The sequence below is a fragment of the Stenotrophomonas acidaminiphila genome (assembly GCA_002951995.1).
GTDB lineage: Bacteria > Pseudomonadota > Gammaproteobacteria > Xanthomonadales > Xanthomonadaceae > Stenotrophomonas > Stenotrophomonas acidaminiphila_A.
Map to the genome: position 1 here is coordinate 2,651,711 of CP019797.1, position 17,858 is coordinate 2,669,568.

General features: G+C 69.5%; 18 protein-coding genes. 12 read left to right on the top strand and 6 right to left on the bottom strand.

From position 1 onward, the window contains the following. Positions 1 to 163: 163 nt before the first annotated feature. Complete coding sequence (locus B1L07_11885; GenBank protein ID AUZ55669.1) at positions 164 to 496, bottom strand: competence protein ComEA; 333 nt, start codon at positions 494 to 496, stop codon at positions 164 to 166. Positions 497 to 696: 200 nt separating this feature from the next. On the opposite strand from B1L07_11885, the gene B1L07_11890 reads away from it, so the two are divergent. The 4 genes from B1L07_11890 (at position 697) to B1L07_11905 (ending at position 4,332) form a co-directional block, all read left to right on the top strand. Next, positions 697 to 2,190: a peptidase M20 gene (locus B1L07_11890; GenBank protein ID AUZ55670.1), complete on the top strand. Its 1,494-nt coding sequence runs from the start codon at positions 697 to 699 to the stop codon at positions 2,188 to 2,190. A 64-nt stretch (positions 2,191 to 2,254) separates the two neighbouring features. Beyond that, positions 2,255 to 2,524, top strand: a complete 270-nt coding sequence (locus B1L07_11895) for a hypothetical protein (GenBank protein ID AUZ55671.1) — start codon at positions 2,255 to 2,257, stop codon at positions 2,522 to 2,524. Positions 2,525 to 2,617: 93 nt separating this feature from the next. Then, positions 2,618 to 3,631 carry an aminoglycoside phosphotransferase gene (locus B1L07_11900; protein ID AUZ55672.1) on the top strand — a complete coding sequence of 338 codons (1,014 nt, stop codon included), beginning with the start codon at positions 2,618 to 2,620 and terminating at the stop codon, positions 3,629 to 3,631. Beyond that, positions 3,628 to 4,332, top strand: a complete 705-nt coding sequence (locus tag B1L07_11905) for a mannose-1-phosphate guanylyltransferase (GenBank protein AUZ55673.1) — start codon at positions 3,628 to 3,630, stop codon at positions 4,330 to 4,332. The genes B1L07_11900 and B1L07_11905 overlap by 4 nt, the downstream gene beginning before the upstream one ends. 452 nt (positions 4,333 to 4,784) lie before the next feature. Here B1L07_11905 and B1L07_11910 read toward each other — a convergent pair whose 3' ends face one another. From B1L07_11910 to B1L07_11920, 3 genes are read right to left on the bottom strand one after another with little or no spacing between them, the layout of a single operon-like run. Next, a complete protein-coding gene (locus tag B1L07_11910; GenBank protein ID AUZ55674.1) occupies positions 4,785 to 5,480 on the bottom strand; it encodes a DnaA regulatory inactivator Hda in 696 nt (231 codons plus the stop codon). Next, complete coding sequence (locus tag B1L07_11915) at positions 5,477 to 6,646, bottom strand: AI-2E family transporter (GenBank protein ID AUZ55675.1); 1,170 nt, start codon at positions 6,644 to 6,646, stop codon at positions 5,477 to 5,479. The genes B1L07_11910 and B1L07_11915 overlap by 4 nt, the downstream gene beginning before the upstream one ends. Next, positions 6,643 to 7,803: a hypothetical protein gene (locus B1L07_11920; protein AUZ55676.1), complete on the bottom strand. Its 1,161-nt coding sequence runs from the start codon at positions 7,801 to 7,803 to the stop codon at positions 6,643 to 6,645. The genes B1L07_11915 and B1L07_11920 overlap by 4 nt, the downstream gene beginning before the upstream one ends. 46 nt (positions 7,804 to 7,849) lie before the next feature. Between B1L07_11920 and B1L07_11925 the strand changes: the two genes are divergently transcribed. From B1L07_11925 to B1L07_11950, 6 genes are all read left to right on the top strand, one after another. Continuing rightward, a complete protein-coding gene (locus B1L07_11925; protein AUZ56574.1) occupies positions 7,850 to 8,908 on the top strand; it encodes a phosphoribosylformylglycinamidine cyclo-ligase in 1,059 nt (352 codons plus the stop codon). A 24-nt stretch (positions 8,909 to 8,932) separates the two neighbouring features. Then, on the top strand, positions 8,933 to 9,376 hold the full coding sequence (locus B1L07_11930; GenBank protein ID AUZ55677.1) for a hypothetical protein: 444 nt from the start codon (positions 8,933 to 8,935) through the stop codon (positions 9,374 to 9,376). A gap of 43 nt (positions 9,377 to 9,419) precedes the next feature. After that, positions 9,420 to 10,028: a hypothetical protein gene (locus tag B1L07_11935; protein AUZ55678.1), complete on the top strand. Its 609-nt coding sequence runs from the start codon at positions 9,420 to 9,422 to the stop codon at positions 10,026 to 10,028. Continuing rightward, on the top strand, positions 10,025 to 10,684 hold the full coding sequence (locus B1L07_11940; protein ID AUZ55679.1) for a phosphoribosylglycinamide formyltransferase: 660 nt from the start codon (positions 10,025 to 10,027) through the stop codon (positions 10,682 to 10,684). Before B1L07_11935 ends, B1L07_11940 begins: the two co-directional genes overlap by 4 nt. Positions 10,685 to 10,773: 89 nt before the next feature. Then, the gene (locus B1L07_11945) at positions 10,774 to 11,517 is read left to right on the top strand and encodes a hypothetical protein (protein ID AUZ56575.1); all 744 of its coding nucleotides are present in this window, start codon (positions 10,774 to 10,776) and stop codon (positions 11,515 to 11,517) included. Between the two features lie 2 nt (positions 11,518 to 11,519). Continuing rightward, on the top strand, positions 11,520 to 12,203 hold the full coding sequence (locus B1L07_11950; GenBank protein AUZ55680.1) for a hypothetical protein: 684 nt from the start codon (positions 11,520 to 11,522) through the stop codon (positions 12,201 to 12,203). 75 nt (positions 12,204 to 12,278) lie between these two features. Here the strand turns inward: B1L07_11950 and B1L07_11955 are convergent, their stop codons facing one another. Together B1L07_11955 and B1L07_11960 are read right to left on the bottom strand one after the other, a co-directional pair. Continuing rightward, positions 12,279 to 13,154, bottom strand: coding sequence for a succinate--CoA ligase subunit alpha (locus B1L07_11955; protein ID AUZ55681.1), 876 nt, complete (start codon positions 13,152 to 13,154; stop codon positions 12,279 to 12,281). Positions 13,155 to 13,335: 181 nt separating this feature from the next. After that, positions 13,336 to 14,508, bottom strand: coding sequence for a succinate--CoA ligase subunit beta (locus B1L07_11960; GenBank protein AUZ55682.1), 1,173 nt, complete (start codon positions 14,506 to 14,508; stop codon positions 13,336 to 13,338). Between the two features lie 259 nt (positions 14,509 to 14,767). Here B1L07_11960 and B1L07_11965 point away from each other — a divergent pair, with 259 nt between their 5' ends. Both B1L07_11965 and B1L07_11970 read left to right on the top strand, forming a co-directional pair. Then, entirely contained in the window at positions 14,768 to 16,381 is a 1,614-nt protein-coding gene (locus B1L07_11965) for a PAS domain-containing sensor histidine kinase (GenBank protein ID AUZ55683.1), read from the top strand. Positions 16,382 to 16,444: 63 nt separating this feature from the next. Continuing rightward, positions 16,445 to 17,812, top strand: coding sequence for a sigma-54-dependent Fis family transcriptional regulator (locus B1L07_11970; GenBank protein ID AUZ55684.1), 1,368 nt, complete (start codon positions 16,445 to 16,447; stop codon positions 17,810 to 17,812). Positions 17,813 to 17,858: the final 46 nt, after the last annotated feature.

A 17,858-nucleotide genomic window follows, 5' to 3' on the forward strand; every position in this document is an offset into this window, starting at 1 on the left:
CGCCACGGCCGCAAAAAGAATCGCCCGGCTGCACGTCACTGTGCAACACCGGGCGATATTCACGTCCTTGTAGGCTTCCTGCCTCTCCCCTGCCTCCTGGCTATGCGGGGTTCTCCGTGTGGCCGTCGTCCAGACGGCGCACATAACCGCGATTCCTTTCCGCTCAGCGTCTTTCGACCGGTTTGGCCGCTGCCGGCTTGGCAGGCCTGGCGGCGGAGGCGGTTCCTGCGCCCACGCCGATCAGGTCACGATTCCGTTCGACCGTCTTCAAACCGATGCCTTTCACCAGTGCCAGTTCCTCGACACTCTTGAAAGGGCCGTTCGCCTGCCGGTATTCGACGATCGCCTGCGCCTTGGCGGCGCCGACATTCACCAATACCTGGTCCAGCTCCGCCGCGGTGGCGGTGTTGATGTCGACCTTGTCCGTGGCATGCGCCGATGCGGTCAACAACAACGCCAGAACCAGTGACTTCAGCATCACGGTGAAACGCTTCATCGCTGCAACTCCTTGTGGCTTGGACTGGAATGCCGGCAGTCCCGCCGGCCAGTCCAGTGTTCCGCGCCACATGAACACAGCCTATCCGCCGCGCCTTCACACCGCAGCCGGCAAACCGCCCGATTCCTTGTAGGAAAATTCCTACAAGACGGACGGCGTAGAATGGGCGCATCTGAAACCTTCGCAACCGGAGTTCCCGAATGGACAGCGCCAAGCTCGGCCAATTTCTCAGTGACAAGTGGGACAGCGACATCGTCCCGCAGCTGGTCGACTACATCCGCATCCCCAACAAGTCGCCGATGTTCGACGCGAACTGGGTTGCCAATGGCTACATGGACCAGGCCGTGGCGCTGATGGAGGGCTGGGCCAGGGCGCAGAAGATCCCGGGCCTGCAGGTCGAGGTGGTCCGCCTGGAAGGCCGCACCCCGCTGATCTTCCTGGAAATCCCGGCCTCCGGCCCGGAGACCGGCGACGACACCGTGCTGCTCTATGGCCACCTGGACAAGCAGCCGGAAATGACCGGCTGGGATGCCGACCTGGGCCCGTGGAAGCCGGTGCTGCGCGGCGACAAGCTGTACGGCCGCGGCGGCGCCGACGACGGCTATGCCCTGTTCGGCTCGCTGGCCGCGGTGCTCGCCCTGCAGGAACAGGGCCTGCCGCACGCCCGCTGCGTGATCCTGATCGAGGCCTGCGAGGAATCCGGCTCCTACGACCTGCCGGCCTACGTCGACCACCTGGCCGGGCGCATCGGCCAGCCGTCGCTGGTGGTGTGCCTGGACTCGGGCTGCGCCAACTACGACCAGCTGTGGTGCACCACCTCGCTGCGCGGCCTGACCGGCGGCAACTTCACGGTCAAGGTGCTCAACGAGGGCGTGCACTCCGGCGACGCCTCCGGCGTGGTGCCGTCCAGCTTCCGCCTGCTGCGCCAGCTGCTCTCGCGCATCGAGGACGAGAACACCGGCCGTATCCTGCTCGACGGCCTGCACACCGAAATCCCGGCCGAGCGCCTGGAACAGGCCCGGCGCGCGGCCGAAGTGGTCGATACCGCCATCTTCGACAAGTTCCCGCTGGTCGACGGCCTCAAGCCGATGAACGAGGACCTGACCGAGCTGGTGCTCAACCGCACCTGGCGCCCGGCGCTGTCGGTCACCGGCATCGGCGGCATGCCGCCGCTGGAGTCGGCCGGCAACGTGCTGCGCCCGGAAACCTCGGTGAAGCTGTCGCTGCGGCTGCCGCCGACCGCCAACGGCAAGGCCTGCGGCGAGCTGCTGAAGGAAGCGCTGCTGCGCGACCCGCCGAACGGCGCCCATGTCAGCCTGGAACTGGAAAAGGCCTCCACCGGCTGGAACGCGCCGGCCATGGCGCCGTGGCTGGAGAAGTCGATCGACGACGCCAGCCAGGCCTTCTTCGGCAAGCCGGCCATGTACATGGGTGAAGGCGGCTCGATCCCGTTCATGGGCATGCTGGGCGAGAAGTTCCCCGGCGCGCAGTTCATGATCACCGGCGTGCTCGGCCCGCACTCCAATGCGCACGGCCCGAACGAGTTCCTGCACATCCCGATGGGCAAGCGGGTCACCGCCTGCGTCTCCAAGGTACTGTTCGACCACCACGCAGCCAGCCTGCGCGGCGAGACCAGCGGCTCGCCGGTGGCCGCCGACAGCGGTACCCGCCACGGCGGCCACGGCTGCTGCTGAGCGGCGCGATGACGACGCAGCCTGGCCTTGCTAGGCTGCGTTTTTTCCTGGAGCGGGCGCGCACATGAGCGGACTGTTTGGCAGCGACAGCTGGCTGTACATCATCCTGGTCGGCTTCGTGGTCGGCCTGCTCGGGCGCTTCTTCATGCCCGGCAACAACCGCATGGGCTGCCTGCTCACCATCGTGCTGGGCATCGCCGGCGCGGTGTTCGCCGGCTGGTTCGGCCGCGAGATGGGCTGGTATGCCGCCGGGCAACCGGCCGGCTTCGTCGGCGCCATCATCGGCGCCATCGCCCTGCTGGCGCTGCTGCGGCTGGTCAGCGGCAAGCGCTGAAGCCCACCCCGGATTTCCCTTCCAACACGGCACGTCCCCGGAGCGCAGCGCCCCGGCGGCGGGGCCATTGGCACCTGCGAGCACGCTCCACCGATGAACCCGGACATTTCCCTCGAACCGCAGCGCGCGCGGCACCGCCTGGAGTGGGCACGCGAACGCCTGGCCGACGCCACCGCCAGCATCGAGCGCGCCTCGGTGGATGCCGGCTTCCGCAGCTACTGGCGCGTCACCGGCGATGCGGGCAGCCATATCGTCATGGACGCACCGCCCGGGCTGGAGGATCCGCGGCCCTGGCTGCGCATGCGCGAGCTGCTGCTGGCGCATGGGCTGCGCGTGCCCGCGCTGCTCGCGCAGGACCTGGATGCCGGCTTCCTGCTGCTGGAGGACCTGGGCGCGCCGACCCTGGCGCGGCTGCTGGACGACGGCAATGCCGATGCGTGGTTCGACCGCGCCATGGAGCAGCTGGTCCGGTTGCAGTCGATCCCGGTGCCCGACGGCTTCGGCGAGTTCGGCGAGGCGCTGCTGCAGCGCGATGCCGGCCTGTTCGACGAATGGTTCCTGCAGCGCCATCTCGGCCTGCAGCTGGACTGCGGCGAGGTCGAGGGCCTGCAACTGGTACAGCGGCGGCTGATGGACAACGCGCTCGGGCAGCCGCAGGTGATGACCCACCGCGACTTCATGCCGCGCAACCTGATGCCGGTGGCCGACGGCCCGGCGGTCCTGGACTTCCAGGACATGGTGCGCGGGCCGATCGCCTACGACCCGGTGAGCCTGTTCAAGGATGCCTTCCTCAGCTGGCCGCTGCCGCGCGTGGACGACTGGCTGGCGCGCTACCACGCGTGTGCGCTCGGCGCCGGCCTGCCGGTGCCCGACCGCGCCACCTTCCTGCGCGACGCCGACTGGATGGGCGTGCAGCGCCACCTGAAGATCCTCGGCATCTTCTCGCGCTTGCATTACCGCGACGGCAAGAGCCATTACCTGGAGGACGTGCCGCGCTTCATCGCCTACCTGGACGAGGTCCTGCCGCGCCATCCGCAGCTGTCCGCGCTGCAGTCGCTGCTGCAGCGGCGGATCAAGCCGGCGCTCGCCGCACGGGCCACCCGATGAAGGCGCTGGTTTTCGCCGCCGGGCTGGGCGAGCGCATGCGCCCGCTGACCGAGCACACGCCCAAGCCGCTGCTGCCGGCCGGCGGCAAGCCGCTGATCGCATGGCACCTGGAAAAGCTGGCCGCGCTCGGCGTACGCGACGTGGTGATCAACACCTCGTGGCTGGCCGAGCAGTTCCCCCGGGCGCTGGGCGACGGCAGCCGCTGGAACCTGCGCCTGCACTATGCCCACGAGGGGCCGACCCCGCTGGAAACCGGCGGCGGCATGCTCAACGCGCTGCCGCTGCTGGGCGAGGCGCCGTTCCTGGTGGTCAATGGCGACATCTGGACCGACTTCGACTTTTCGCGGCTGCCGCGCGAGCCGGCCGGCGAGGCGCACCTGCTGCTGGTGGACAATCCGCCGCAGCACCCGCGCGGTGACTACCACCTGGACGCGCACGGCGTGCTGCATGACGACCGCGACGCACCGTGCCTGACGTATGCCGGCATCGGCGTGTATCGCCCGTCGATCCTGCAGGGCTGGCGCGCGGTGATCGGCGATGCCCCCGGCAGCGAGCGCACCCCGCCGCGCTTCAGCGTGGTGCCGCTGCAGAAGCACTTCATGGCGCAGGGCCGCATGACCGGCCAGCACTACCGCGGCCGGTGGACCGACGTCGGCACCCCGCAGCGGCTGCAGGCGCTGGAAGAAACCCTCTCATCGTAGGTACGGGGCTTGCCCCGTACGGCGCTTTCCCGGTGAGGTTTCGTGCGGGGCAAGCCCCGCACCTACGGCAAGCGTTGCCAACGCGCCGTTCAATCACAGGCAGGGGCTACGTCCTCCGCGCCCGCATCCAGGGCATCGTGCGGGGCAAGCCCCGCACCTACGGAGAGCGTTGCCAATGCGCCGTTCAATCACAGGCAGGGGCTAGGTCCTCCGCGCCCGCATTCGGGGCGCCAGCGGCCACCCCGACCTGGCCGGTTCGCCGGAGCGGGTTCCACCCGTAAGGGAACAAATCTGTCGTAGGTACGGGGCTTGCCCCGTACGGCGCTCTCCCGGTGAAGCCTCGTGCATTCCCGGCGAGGCTTCGTGCGGGGGCAAGCCCCGCACCCATGCAACCCACCTGCCTCGCCTGGAACGTTCCCGGCAAAACCCCGGCCAGGCGATCGCCGCGCTGCTCAGGATCCGTCCAGCACCTGGCGCAGGAACGGCACGGTGATCCGCCGCTTGGCCGCGAGCGACTCGCGGTCGAGCCGGTCCAGCAACACCACCAAGCCACCGAGGTCGCGCCCGGTGCGGGTGAGCAGCCAGTCGATCGCGGCCTGGTCCAGCGCCAGCCCGCGACGGATCGCGCGCTCGCGCAGCACCGCACCGCGGCCGGCGTCGTCGAGCGCGTCCAGCAGGATGCGCCCGCACTGCGACAGCCGCGAACGCAGGTCCGGCAGCACCAGCCCCAGCGCGTCGGGTGCGGCGCTGGCGGTGTAGAGCAGGGTCACGCCGGCGGCACGCGCGCGGTTGTGGAAATCGAACAGCGCCACCTCGTCCTCGCGCTGGCCGGCGATGGCATCCAGGCCATCCAGCGCGACCACGTCGCGCCCCTCCAGCGCCTCCAGCGCATCGCGCAGGCGCCCGGCGGCGGCCTGCAGCGGCAGGTAGGCCGAACCGCGCCCGGCCTGCTCGGCGGCCGCGCACACGGCCAGTGCCAGGTGGGTCTTGCCGCTGCCCGCGGGGCCGACCAGGTACACCCAGTCGCGGCTGTCGCCGGTGGCGGCGGCGCGCAACTGCGCCAGCGCCCCGTCCGGGGCGCCGATGAAGGTCTCCAATCGCTGGTCCGGCGGATAGCGCAGGGCCAGCGGCAACTGCGGCACGCTCACTTCTGTTCCACGTCCTTCGGCACGATGCCCATGCCCGGGGCGGGCTCGCCGCTGGACTGCAGCACGATGGTCGGGCCGTGCCCGGCATACAGTTCGCTCTGCCGGTAACGCTCATGCGCGTAGCGCAGCAGCACGTTGATCACCGCCGCCGCCGGCAGCGCCAGCAGCATGCCGAGGAAACCGAACAACTGGCCGCCGGCCATCACCGCGAAGATCACCGCCACCGGATGCAGGCCGATCTTGTCGCCGACGATGCGCGGGGTGAGCACGTAGCTCTCCAGCAACTGGCCGACGGTGAACACCACGCCGACCAGCGCCAGCAGCTTCAGGTCGAAGCCCTGCGCCTGCACCAGCGCCGCCAGCACCGCCAGCACCACGCCGGTGGTGGCGCCCAGGTAGGGAATGAAGCTGATCAGCCCGGCGACCAGTCCGATCAGCAGGCCGAGGTTGAGTCCGACCACCGACAGACCCACCGCGTACACCACGCCCAGCGCGATCATCACCGCGATCTGCCCACGGATGAAGGCACCGAGCACGTCGTTGGATTCGCGCGCCAGCCGCGACACGGTTTCGATATGGTTGCGCGGGATCACCGAGGCGACGCGCTCGACCAGGCGGTCCCAGTCGCGCAGGAAGTAGTACGCCAGGATCGGCAGCAGCGCCAGGTTCACCACCCAGGCCACCATCGCGAAGCCCGAGCGCGACAGGTAGCCGAACAGGGTGCTGGCCGCGCCACCGGCCTGCTGCCAATGGGTGCGGATCCACTCGAACAGGCGTTCGGGTTCCAGCCAGCCGAGGATCTCCACCCCGGTACGCCGTTCGATCCACGGCAGCGCGGTGCCCATCAGCCATTCCTGGGCCTGCGGCAGCGCGGCCACCAGGGTGGTGATCTGGCGCTGGATCATCGGCACCAGGATCAGCAGCGCCAGCGCCAGCAGCAGGATCATCAGCGCGAACACCAGGATCACCGCGGTATTGCGCGACCGGCCGCGCGCCTCCAGCCGGTCCACCAGCGGATCGCCCAGCCAGGCCAGCATCAACGCCACCACGAACGGGGTCAGGATCGGTGCCAGCAGCCACAGCACCCACATGGCGAAGGCCCCCAGCACCGCCCACTTCACGCGGCGCAGGAACAGCGCGATTTCGGTATCGGCGCTACTGTTCATCGGACGCGGTACTCGGCCGTGGTGGACGCCGGCGCGCCTTCGGCAGGCGGTGCCACCGGCTGCAGCGCGGCATCGGCGCCGAGCATGCGGTTCAGGCCCTGCAGGCCGCTCATCAGTTCCAGGTCCAGCTCCAGGCGGTCGCCGGACGCCTGTACCGGCACGACCGAACGCACCACCGGCACCGACTGCAGCGTGGCGGCCACGCGCAGGTAATCGGCCGCGGTGCGCAGCCCGCTGACGCGGATGCGGTAGGTGCCGGCGGCACCGGTCACCGGCGCCTTGGCGTAGCGTTTGACCAGCGCGTCCGCGGCACCGTCGGCGCCACCGGCCATGGCGCGGCGGGCATCGCCGTCGCGGGTGCTCCAGCGCGCCAGCTCGCGCCCGTCATCGACGAACACCCAGTCGGCCATCCAGCCACCGCCGCTGGCGCGGTACAGCTTGCCGACCAGTTGCATCGGCGGAGCATAGCGCGCCGAGGCGCGGGCGATGGCGGCGGTGTCCTGGCGCCAGATCGCACCAACCAGCGCCTGCTCGGCGGCGCCGCCGCCGGGCAGGCCCAGGCGGAAACCGCGCTCGATCGCGCGGTCCAGCAGCGGACGCGCCGCATTGGCCTGCTGCACGCTCACCAGGCGCGGGCCGCTGCCGTCGTCGATCGCCATCCACACCACCGGCTTGGGCCGCGGCTGCGGCCATACCGGCAGCCCCAGCGCCGCGACCAGCCCGTCCACGTCGTCCTGGCGGAAACGCGCCACCAGCATGGTCCGGAAGCTGGGTGCGCCGGAGGCCGACACGCTCTGGTCCTGGCGGTAGTCGTAGCTCTCGACCATGTCCCTGGCACTGCGCAGCGCCTGGGCGACGCCCGGGCGGGTCATTGCGCTGCGGTCGCCGGACAGCTTGCCCAGTACCGCGCCCAGCGCGCGCGCCAGGGCGCCGTTGCGGTCGGCGTCGCCCTGGCTGTTGACCGGCACCTCCGCCTCGTAGGCATTCTGGGCGCTGGCGATGTCGCCCTCGGTACGCAGGCCGGACTGCGCAAGCGCCGCCGGGACGGACAGGCAGAGCGCCATAAACAGGAAAAAGGCCAGGCTGCGACGCATTGAGGGTTCCATTGCTCGACGGTTCCGGTGGGAATTGTTGCCCGAATGCGGCCTTGGCGCCAACGTGGCCTGTTAAAATCGCCCGTTCACCCCGCCAGTGCAGCCGCCCGTGACCAGTTCCCCGACTTCCGCCAACTCTCCCCTGACCTACCGTGACGCCGGCGTGGACATCGACGCGGGCAACGAACTGGTCGAGCGCATCAAGCCGCTGGTCAAGCGCAGCTTCCGCCCCGAGGTGATGGGCGGGCTGGGCGGTTTCGGCGCGCTGTTCGACCTGTCCGGCAAGTACCGCGAGCCGGTACTGGTCTCGGGTACCGATGGCGTCGGCACCAAGCTCAAGCTGGCCCAGCAGCTCGGCCGCCACGACACCATCGGCATCGACCTGGTCGCCATGTGCGTGAACGACGTGCTGGTGCAGGGCGCCGAACCGCTGTTCTTCCTGGATTACTTCGCCACCGGCAAGCTCGACATCGACACCGCCGCCGCGGTCGTGGGCGGCATCGCCAACGGCTGCACCGAGGCCGGCTGCGCGCTGATCGGTGGCGAGACCGCGGAGATGCCCGACATGTACGCCCCGGGCGAGTACGACCTGGCCGGCTTCACCGTCGCCGCAGTGGAGAAGAGCGAGCTGAAGGACGGCTCCAGCGTGCGCCAGGGTGACGTGCTGATCGGCATCGCTTCCTCCGGCCCGCATTCCAACGGCTACTCGCTGGTGCGCCGGATCTACGACCGCGCCGGCCAGCCGGCCGACCTGGTGCTGGAGGACGGCGTCAAACTGGTGGACGCGCTGATGGCACCGACCCGCCTGTACGTCAAGCCGATCCTGTCGCTGCTGAAGGAACACGGCGCCGCGATCCACGGCATGGCCCATATCACCGGCGGCGGCCTGACCGAAAACATCATCCGCGTGGTGCCCGATGGCCTGGGCCTGGACATCGATGCCGGCAGCTGGACCCTGCCGCCGGTGTTCCAGTGGCTGCAGCGCGAAGGCAACGTCGCCGACAGCGAGATGTGGCGCACCTTCAACTGCGGCATCGGCTTCGTGCTGCTGGTGCCGGCCGACCAGGCCGCCGCCATCGGCGCCTCGCTCGACACGCTGCAGCTGGCGCACTGGCAGATCGGCCAGGTGGTCGCGGCCGAGGGCGGCGAGCGCGTGCGCATCGGCTGAGGTTTCCGGACCGCACGCTGCCCCATGGACCCGGTGACCGCCCCCGCCCCGCCGCCCAGGCTGACCGACGAGGACGCCAGCCAGTTGCGCCTGCTGTCGATCTTCCATTACGTGGTGGCGGCGATCACCGGGCTGTTTTCGCTGATCCCCGTGCTGCACCTGGTGATGGGGCTGGCCATGGCCACCGGCAGGCTGCCGGTGGAGACGGGTACTTCCGGTGCGCAGGCCATCGATCCGCGGTTGTTCGGCTGGTTCTTCGTCGCCTTCGCCGGCGTCTTCATTGCCTGCGGCCTGGCCCTGGCGGGTTTCATGGCCCATGCCGGCCGCTGCCTGCGGCAGCGCCGGCGTTACACGCTGTGCCTGGTGGTCGCCGCCATCTCCTGCATGATGATGCCTTTCGGCACGGTACTGGGCGTGTTCACCCTGATCGTGCTGATGCGCCCTTCGGTCAAGGCGGCCTTCGCTTGAACGGTACGCCACCGCCCTTCACCCCTCCTCCGGGCCACGCCGCATGAGCCCTGCCAAGAAGGCCGCGTTCGCCGGCGTGCTCGCCGTGTTCCTGCTCACCTGGATCAAGCCACTGTGGCCACTGGAGCAGGCCCTGCACAGCTCGCTGACCGTGGTCGGGCTGGCGGCGCTGTGGTGGGTGGACCGGCGCTGGCCGCTGGATGGCGGCGCCTTCGCCGCCATCTGCGGGTTCGTCGCGCTGCATTGCATCGGTGCACGCTGGCTGTATTCCAACGTGCCGTACGAGACATGGCTGCAGGCGCTGGCCGGCTGGTCGCCCGGCGCGGCCTTCGGCTGGCAGCGCAACCATTTCGACCGGCTGATCCACCTGCTGTATGGCGCCTGCTTCACCCCGGCGCTGGCGCAGCTGGCCCGGCACGCGTGGCCGGCGCTGCGCGGTGGCCAGGCGTTCGTGCTGGCGGTGATGGCGGTCATGTGTTCCAGCCTGGTGTACGAATGGCTGGAATGGGGCATCGCGCTGGCGCTGTCGCCGGAAGCCGCCGAAGCCTACAACGGCCAGCAGGGTGACGTCTGGGATGCGCATGCCGACATGCTGCTGGCCACCGTCGGCAGCCTGCTGGCCTGGCCGCTGGCGCGACGGGTGGCCCGATGAGCGCCCCCGCACGCATCGCCGTGCTCGCCTCCGGCCGCGGCAGCAACCTGCAGTGCCTGCTGGACGGCATCGGTAGCGGGCAGCTGCACGCGCGCATCGCCGGCGTGTTCTCCGACAAGCCCGGCGCCGCGGCACTGGACAAGGTCGCCCCGGCGCTGCGCTGGGCACGTTCGCCGCGGGAGTTCGCCGGCCGCGATGCCTTCGACGCCGCGCTCGGCGACGCCGTGGCCGCCAGCACCCCGGACTGGATCGTCTGCGCCGGCTACATGCGCATCCTCGGCGCCGGCTTCGTGCAGCGCTTCGGCGGCCGCCTGGTCAACATCCATCCGTCGCTGCTGCCCCGGCACAAGGGCCTGCACACCCACGCCCGGGCGCTCGAGGCCGGTGACGCCGAGCATGGCGCCAGCGTCCATTTCGTGGTGCCGGAACTGGATGCCGGCGCGGTGATCGCACAGGCACGGGTGCCGGTGCTGGCCGGCGACGACGCCGATGCGCTGGCCGCGCGGGTGCTGGCGGTCGAGCACCCGCTGCTGCTGGCAACGGTACGCCTGCTGGTCGATGGGCGCGTAGCTGAACAGGATGGCACGGTCCTGTTCGATGGTCAGTCCCTGTTTAATCCCCTGCGCCTAGATTCCGACGGCACCCTCCGGCGCTGATCCGCACATGCCGCTGATGCGCCGGCTGGCATGATGACCATCCCTCCCGCCCAGATCCGAGCATGACCCTCGCCTTCCTCAAACCGGTAGTGCTGGCCAGCCTGCTGACGACCCTGCCGGTCATGGCCCAGGAAACCGCCCCCGCGACGGCCGCGGCGCTGCCGCCGGCCGAGTGGGACCCGCCGGCGCTGGAACCGTTCGTCGCCACCTACCAGGCCTTCTACAAGGGCAAGGAAGCCGGCGACGCGACCATGCGCGTGGTCCATGACGACGGTGCCCGCTGGCGCGTGGACATGGCCGTGCGCGGGCGCCGCGGGTTCGCCGGGGTGCTGGGCCTGAACCTGGAGCAGAGCACGGTGTTCGACAACCAAGGCACGGTGTACGTGCCGCTCAGCCAGAGCACGGTGAAGAAGGCGCTGTTCCTGGGCAAGAAGGTCACCGGCACCTACGACTGGCGCGATGGCACCGCGCAGTGGCACGGCGACCTCAAGAAGGAGCGCCAGCGCCCGATTCCGCTGCAGCCGGGCGACCAGAGCGCCCTGCTGCTCAATCTGTCGCTGATGCGCGACGCCCGCCCCGGCCAGCCGCTGCGTTACCGCTACGTCGACGTGGGCCGGGTCCGCCAGTACGAATACCAGGCGGCCACCAGCACCGAGACCGTGCAGGTCGGCGACCTCAGCTACGACGCGCTGCGGGTCTACCGCACCAACGGCGGCAACGATGAAACCATCCTGTGGATCGCCAATGGCGTGCCCACGCCCGTACGCATCCTGCAGCGCGAGGATGGCGAGGACGCCATCGACCTGCGCCTGACCGAATACCAAGGAGCCTGAGCATGAAGCCTTCTCTGCGCCATCTCCCGCTGGCCGCCGCCGCCCTCGCCGCGCTGGCCAGCACGCCCGCACTGGCCATGCAGCCGTTTACCGCGAACTACCAGGCCAGCTACATGGGCCTGCAGGCCAACGGGGTGATGACCCTGGCCGCGGAGAGCGGCGGCAAGTGGCGCTACACGCTGCAGGTCAAAAACCAGCTGGCCGAGTTGAGCCAGAGCACGCTGTTCGACGAGCAGAACGGCCGCCTGCGACCGCTGAGCAGCCATGACGCCTCGGTGATTCCGTTCAAGCGCCGCGCGGTCGATGCGCGCTACGACTGGGGCAGCAGCCAGGCCACCTGGAGCGGCGATGTGAAGCCGGAACGGCGCGGGCCGGTGGCGCTGCAGAACGGCGACATGGACGGCCTGCTGATCAACCTGGCCATCGCCCGCGATGTCGCCGCCGGCAAGCCGCTCAATTACCGCATGGTGGACGACGGCCGGGTCAAGACCCTGACCTACCGCGTGGTCGGCAAGGAAAACATGACCGTCGACGGCAAGACCGTGGAGGCCACCAAGGTCGCGCGCGTGGACGGCAACAAGGAACAGATCGCCTGGATCGCCCCGGGCATGCCGGTGCCGGTGCGCCTGCTGCAGCGCGAGGGCGGCCGCGACGCCCTGGACCTGACGATCAAGTCGCTGCGCTGAATCCCGCCGGCGCAGCACCCGGAACGCGAAAAGGCCGCCCGCAGGCGGCCTTTTCGTTGCGCCTCGCGGCCGGTCTTACTTGACCAGCTTGGCGATGGCGGCGCCCAGGTCGCCCGGCGAACGCACGGTGACCACGCCAGCGGCTTCCATCGCCGCGAACTTGCCCTCGGCGGTGCCCTTGCCACCCGAGGCGATCGCGCCCGCGTGGCCCATGCGCTTGCCGGCCGGCGCCGACGCACCGGCGATGAAACCGACGACCGGCTTCTTCACGTGTGCCTTGATGTACTCGGCACCGGCTTCCTCGGCGTCGCCGCCGATCTCGCCGACCATGATGATGCCTTCGGTCTGCGGGTCTTCGTTGAACAGCTTCAGGCAGTCGACGAAGTTCAGGCCGTTGATCGGGTCGCCGCCGATGCCGATGCAGGTGGACTGGCCCAGGCCGACTTCGGTGGTCTGCTTGACCGCTTCATAGGTCAGGGTGCCCGAACGCGACACGATGCCGATCTTGCCCGGCTTGTGGATGTGGCCCGGCATGATGCCGATCTTGCACTCGCCCGGGGTGATCACGCCGGGGCAGTTCGGCCCGATCAGCACGGTCTCCGGGTAGGTGCGGGTCAGCACGTTCTTGACCCGCAGCATGTCCAGCACCGGGATGCCCTCGGTGATGCAGACGATGACCTTGATGCCCGCGGCAGCGGCTTCCAGGATCGCATCGGCGGCGAACGGTGGCGGCACGTAGATGACCGACGCGTCGGCGCCGGTGCTGGCCACGGCATCGGCCACGGTGTTGAACACCGGCAGGTCGATGTGGGTGGTGCCGCCCTTGCCCGGGGTGACGCCGCCGACGACCTGGGTGCCGTACTCGATCATCTGGGTGGCGTGGAAGGTGCCCTGCTGGCCGGTGAAGCCCTGCACGATCACCTTGGTGTTCTTGTTAATCAAAACGGACATTCGTTTGAGTCCTCTGAATCTCTTGCTGTTTGTCGGCTTCGGAACCACGTGATGTTCCGCCATGCGGAACATCACTCAGGCATGCCACCCCATCCCCCGCATCACCGCTTCGCGGCAATACCGCCCCCTTGACTCAAGGGGGCTGGAGGAACGCAGCCCGGTGCCCCGAAACAGGGAATGATCAGGCGGCGGCGTTCTTGACCGCTTCAACGACCTTCTTGGCGCCGTCGTTGATGTTGTCGGCCGGGATGATCGCCATGCCGCTGTCGCGCAGCAGCTGCTTGCCTTCTTCCACGTTGGTGCCTTCCAGGCGCACCACGACCGGAACCTTGACGCCCACTTCCTTCACGGCGGCGATGATTCCTTCGGCAATCATGTCGCAGCGGACGATGCCGCCGAAGATGTTGACGAAGATGCCTTCGACCTTGTCCGAGGACAGGATCAGCTTGAACGCCTCGATCACGCGCTGCTTGTTGGCGCCGCCGCCCACGTCCAGGAAGTTCGCCGGCTCGCCGCCGTTGAGCTTGATGACGTCCATGGTGGCCATGGCCAGGCCGGCGCCGTTGACCATGCAGCCGATGTTGCCGTCCATGGTGACGTAGTTGATGTCCAGCTCCGAAGCGGTGACTTCGGTTTCGTCTTCCTGGGACTTGTCGCGCATGGCGACCAGTTCCTTGTGGCGGAAGTTGGCGTTGTCGTCGCTGTTGAACTTGCCGTCCAGCGCGTACAGGTTGCCGTCGTCCAGGATCGCCAGCGGGTTGATCTCGACCAGCGCCAGGTCCTTCTCGTTGAAGATGCGGTACAGGTTCACCATGATGTTGGCGAACTGGCCGGCCTGCTTGGCGGTCAGGCCCATCTTGAAGCCGATGTCGCGGCCGTGGTAACCCTGCACGCCCTCGACGAAGTCCACGTTCAGAGTGTGGATCTTGTCCGGGGTCTCGGCGGCGACCTGCTCGATCTCCATGCCGCCTTCCGAAGAGGCGATGAAGCTGATGGTACGGGTGCCACGGTCGACCAGCACCGACAGGTACAACTCCTTGACGATCTCACCGGCGGTGGTGACCAGCACCAGGTTGATCGGCAACTCAACGCCGGCGGTCTGGTAGGTCGCCATCTTGGTGCCAAGCATCTTGGCCGCGGCCGCCTTCACGTCTTCGACGGTCTTGCAGAACTTGACGCCGCCGGCCTTGCCGCGGCCGCCCGCGTGGATCTGCGCCTTGACCATCCAGGGGCCCTGGCCCAGCGACTGGGCAACGGCGACCGCCTCGTCCGGGGTAGCCGCGACCTTGCCGGCCGGGACGGGGATGCCGTACTCGGCAAGCAGTTGTTTTGCCTGGTATTCGTGGAAATTCATGTGTCACCGTGGGAATGGGAACAACCGCCACGAGTCCACAGGGCCAAGGGATGGCCTTCCTGCAGGGCGGGCGGGCCCACCATTGTCGCCGACCACGGCCCGTGGCGCAAAGAACGCCATCCCCGGCGCCGCCCGGGGAGCGGAATCGGGCGGGATTTCAGTCACTTGCCGGCTGCCGCTGGATTGTCGCGGTGGCCGTCACCGCGATCCCGGCCCCCACCTATACTCCGTGCTGCCGCCCGCCGCCGGAGCCCCGCGCTTGACCTCCCCGTCCTCGCTCATCGACCGCATCGAATCGATACCGCGGCGCGAGCTGTACTTCTTCGCGCTGTACCGGGTGCTGATCGCCAGCCTGATCGCGGCACTGGTGTTCAGCCCGCTGAGCGCGCTGATGAGCGAGGCGCACCACCCGGCGCTGGCACGCGCGGTGAGCATCGGCTACCTGCCGGTCGCGCTGGGCCTGCTGGCGTGGGGCCGCAACGAGCGCTGGCTGCAGCCGCTGGTGTTCTGGGGCGCGGTGAGCGACATCCTCGCCGCCACCCTGCTCATCCACGCCCTGCCCGGCGCCAGCGCCGGCATCTCCATGACCCTGCTGTTCAACATCTCCGCCGCGGCGATGATGCTGCCGCTGTCCGGCGGCATGCTGCTGGCCATGGTGGCCAGCATCGCCACCGTGGCCGAGTTCGGCTGGCGCGAACTGGAAGGCGGCGACAGCACCCGCACGGTGGCCGAGCTGGCGATGTTCGTCACCAGCTACCTGGCCCTGGCCTGGATCAGCTACCAGATCGGCAACCGCGCCCGGCGCAACCAGCAGTTGGCCGAGCAGCGTGGCGCCGAAGTGGCCAACCTGTTCGAGATCAACGAGCTGATCATCCGCCGCATGCGCACCGGCGTGCTGGTGGTGGATGGCGGCGGCCGCATCGCCCTGGCCAACGAGGCCGCCACCGCGCTGCTTGGCGAGGCCGGCGATGGCCTGGCCGGCGGCGAGGCGCGGCTGGGCCAGGTGGCGCCGGAGCTGGCGCGGCGCCTGCAGCGCTGGCGCAACGGCTCGACCGGCGAGGAGCAGCCGCTGCAACTGGCCGGCGGCCAGGCCGAGGTGCAGCCGCGCTTCGCGCGCCTGCTGGCCGACAGCGACCAGACCCTGCTGTTCCTGGACGACACCAGCGTGGTCTCGCGCCGCGCCGAGTCGCTCACCCTGTCCACCCTGGGCCGCTTCTCGGCCAGCCTGGCGCACGAGATCCGCAACCCGCTGGCGGCGATCAACTACGCCACGCAGCTGCTCGAGGAATCCAGCGACCTGGGCGACGCCGACCGGCGCCTGCTGCAGATCATCCACCAGCAGTGCCAGCGCACCAACGGCATCGTCGAGAGCGTGCTGGCGCTGGCCCGCCGCGAGCGCGCCAGCCCGGAGAACCTGGACCTGGCCAGCTTCGTGCGGCGCTTCGTGCTGGAGTACCGACAGACCCTGTCCACCGAGACCGACAACGTCGAATCCATCATCCGCGAGTCCTCGGTGCCGGCACTGATGGACCCGCGCCACCTGCACCAGATCCTGACCGCACTCGTGCACAACGCGCTCAAGTACGGGCGCGCCGGCGACGAGCCGGCACAGGTGCGGATCCGCGTCGCGTCCGCCGGCCGGCACGCGGTGATCGATGTGATCGACCGCGGCCCCGGCATCCCCGAGGCGGTCGCCGCACAGCTGTTCCGGCCGTTCTACACCACGTCCGAGCACGGCACCGGACTGGGCCTGTACATCGCGCAGGAGCTGTGCCGGGCCAGCCAGGCGCGGCTGGAATACATCCCGGTCCCGACCCGCGGCGCCTGCTTCCGCATCGTCATGCCCGCCCCGCACGGCGCTTTCGCCGCCTGATCCAGCGCCGCCGCGGAGACAGGAAGATGACGTCCAGTGCCGCTCTCGGCTATCGTTTTCAACATGAACGTGACGCATAGCGCGCTGGTCGTCGACGACGAACGGGACATCCGCGAACTCCTGGTCCTCACCCTCGGCAGGATGGGGCTGCGCATCAGCACCGCCGCCAACCTGGCCGAAGCCCGCGAACTGCTCGGCAGCAACAGCTTCGACCTGTGCCTGACCGACATGCGCCTGCCCGACGGCAACGGCATCGAGCTGGTCACCGAGATCGCGCGCGACCACCCGCGCACCCCGGTGGCGATGATCACCGCGTTCGGCAGCATGGACCTGGCGGTGGAGGCGCTGAAGGCCGGCGCCTTCGACTTCGTCAGCAAGCCGGTGGACATCGGCGTGCTGCGCGGCATGGTCAAGCACGCGCTGGAACTCAACAACAGCGAGCGGGCGGCGCCGTCGCCGCCACCGGAAAGCGCCTCGCGCCTGCTCGGCGAGTCGCAGGCGATGGCCGACCTGCGCACCACCATCGCCAAGGTCGCGCGCAGCCAGGCGCCGGTCTACATCGTCGGCGAGTCCGGCGTCGGCAAGGAACTGGTGGCGCGCACCATCCACGACCAGGGCGCGCGCGCGGCCGGGCCGTTCATCCCGGTCAACTGCGGCGCCATCCCCGGCGAACTGATGGAAAGCGAGTTCTTCGGCCACAAGAAGGGCAGCTTCACCGGCGCGCACGCGGACAAGCCCGGGCTGTTCCAGGCCGCGCACGGGGGCACCCTGTTCCTGGACGAAGTGGCCGAGTTGCCGCTGCAGATGCAGGTCAAGCTGCTGCGCGCGATCCAAGAGAAATCGGTGCGCCCGGTCGGCTCGGCCACCGAAGTACCGGTGGACGTGCGCATCCTGTCGGCCACGCACAAGGACCTGGCGGCGCTGGTGCAGGACGGCCGTTTCCGCCACGACCTGTACTACCGCATCAACGTGATCGAACTGCGCGTGCCGCCGCTGCGCGAGCGCCGCGGCGACCTGCCGCAGCTGGCGGCGGCCATCCTCAGCCGGCTGGCGCGCTCGCAGCAGCTGCCCACGCCACTGTTGTCGCCGTCGGCGCTGGACGCGCTGGCCGGTTACGCCTTCCCCGGCAACGTACGCGAGCTGGAGAACGTGCTGGAGCGCGCGCTTGCCCTGGCCGATGGCGACAGCATCGGCGCCAGCGACCTGCGCCTGCCCGCCGCGCGCGGCGATGCCGGCTGCGCGGCCGAAGACGCCGCGGTCGAGCTCGATGCCGGCAATGCCGCCCTTCCCTCGTACATCGAACAGATGGAGCGCGCGGCCATCCAGAAGGCGCTGGAAGAAAACCGCTGGAACCGGACCCGTACCGCGGCGCAGCTGGGCATCACCTTCCGCGCGCTGCGCTACAAGCTCAAGAAGCTGGGCATGGACTGACCCGGCGCTTGCCGCCGCGCGGACGGGCGCGCCCTTCCAGCAGCAA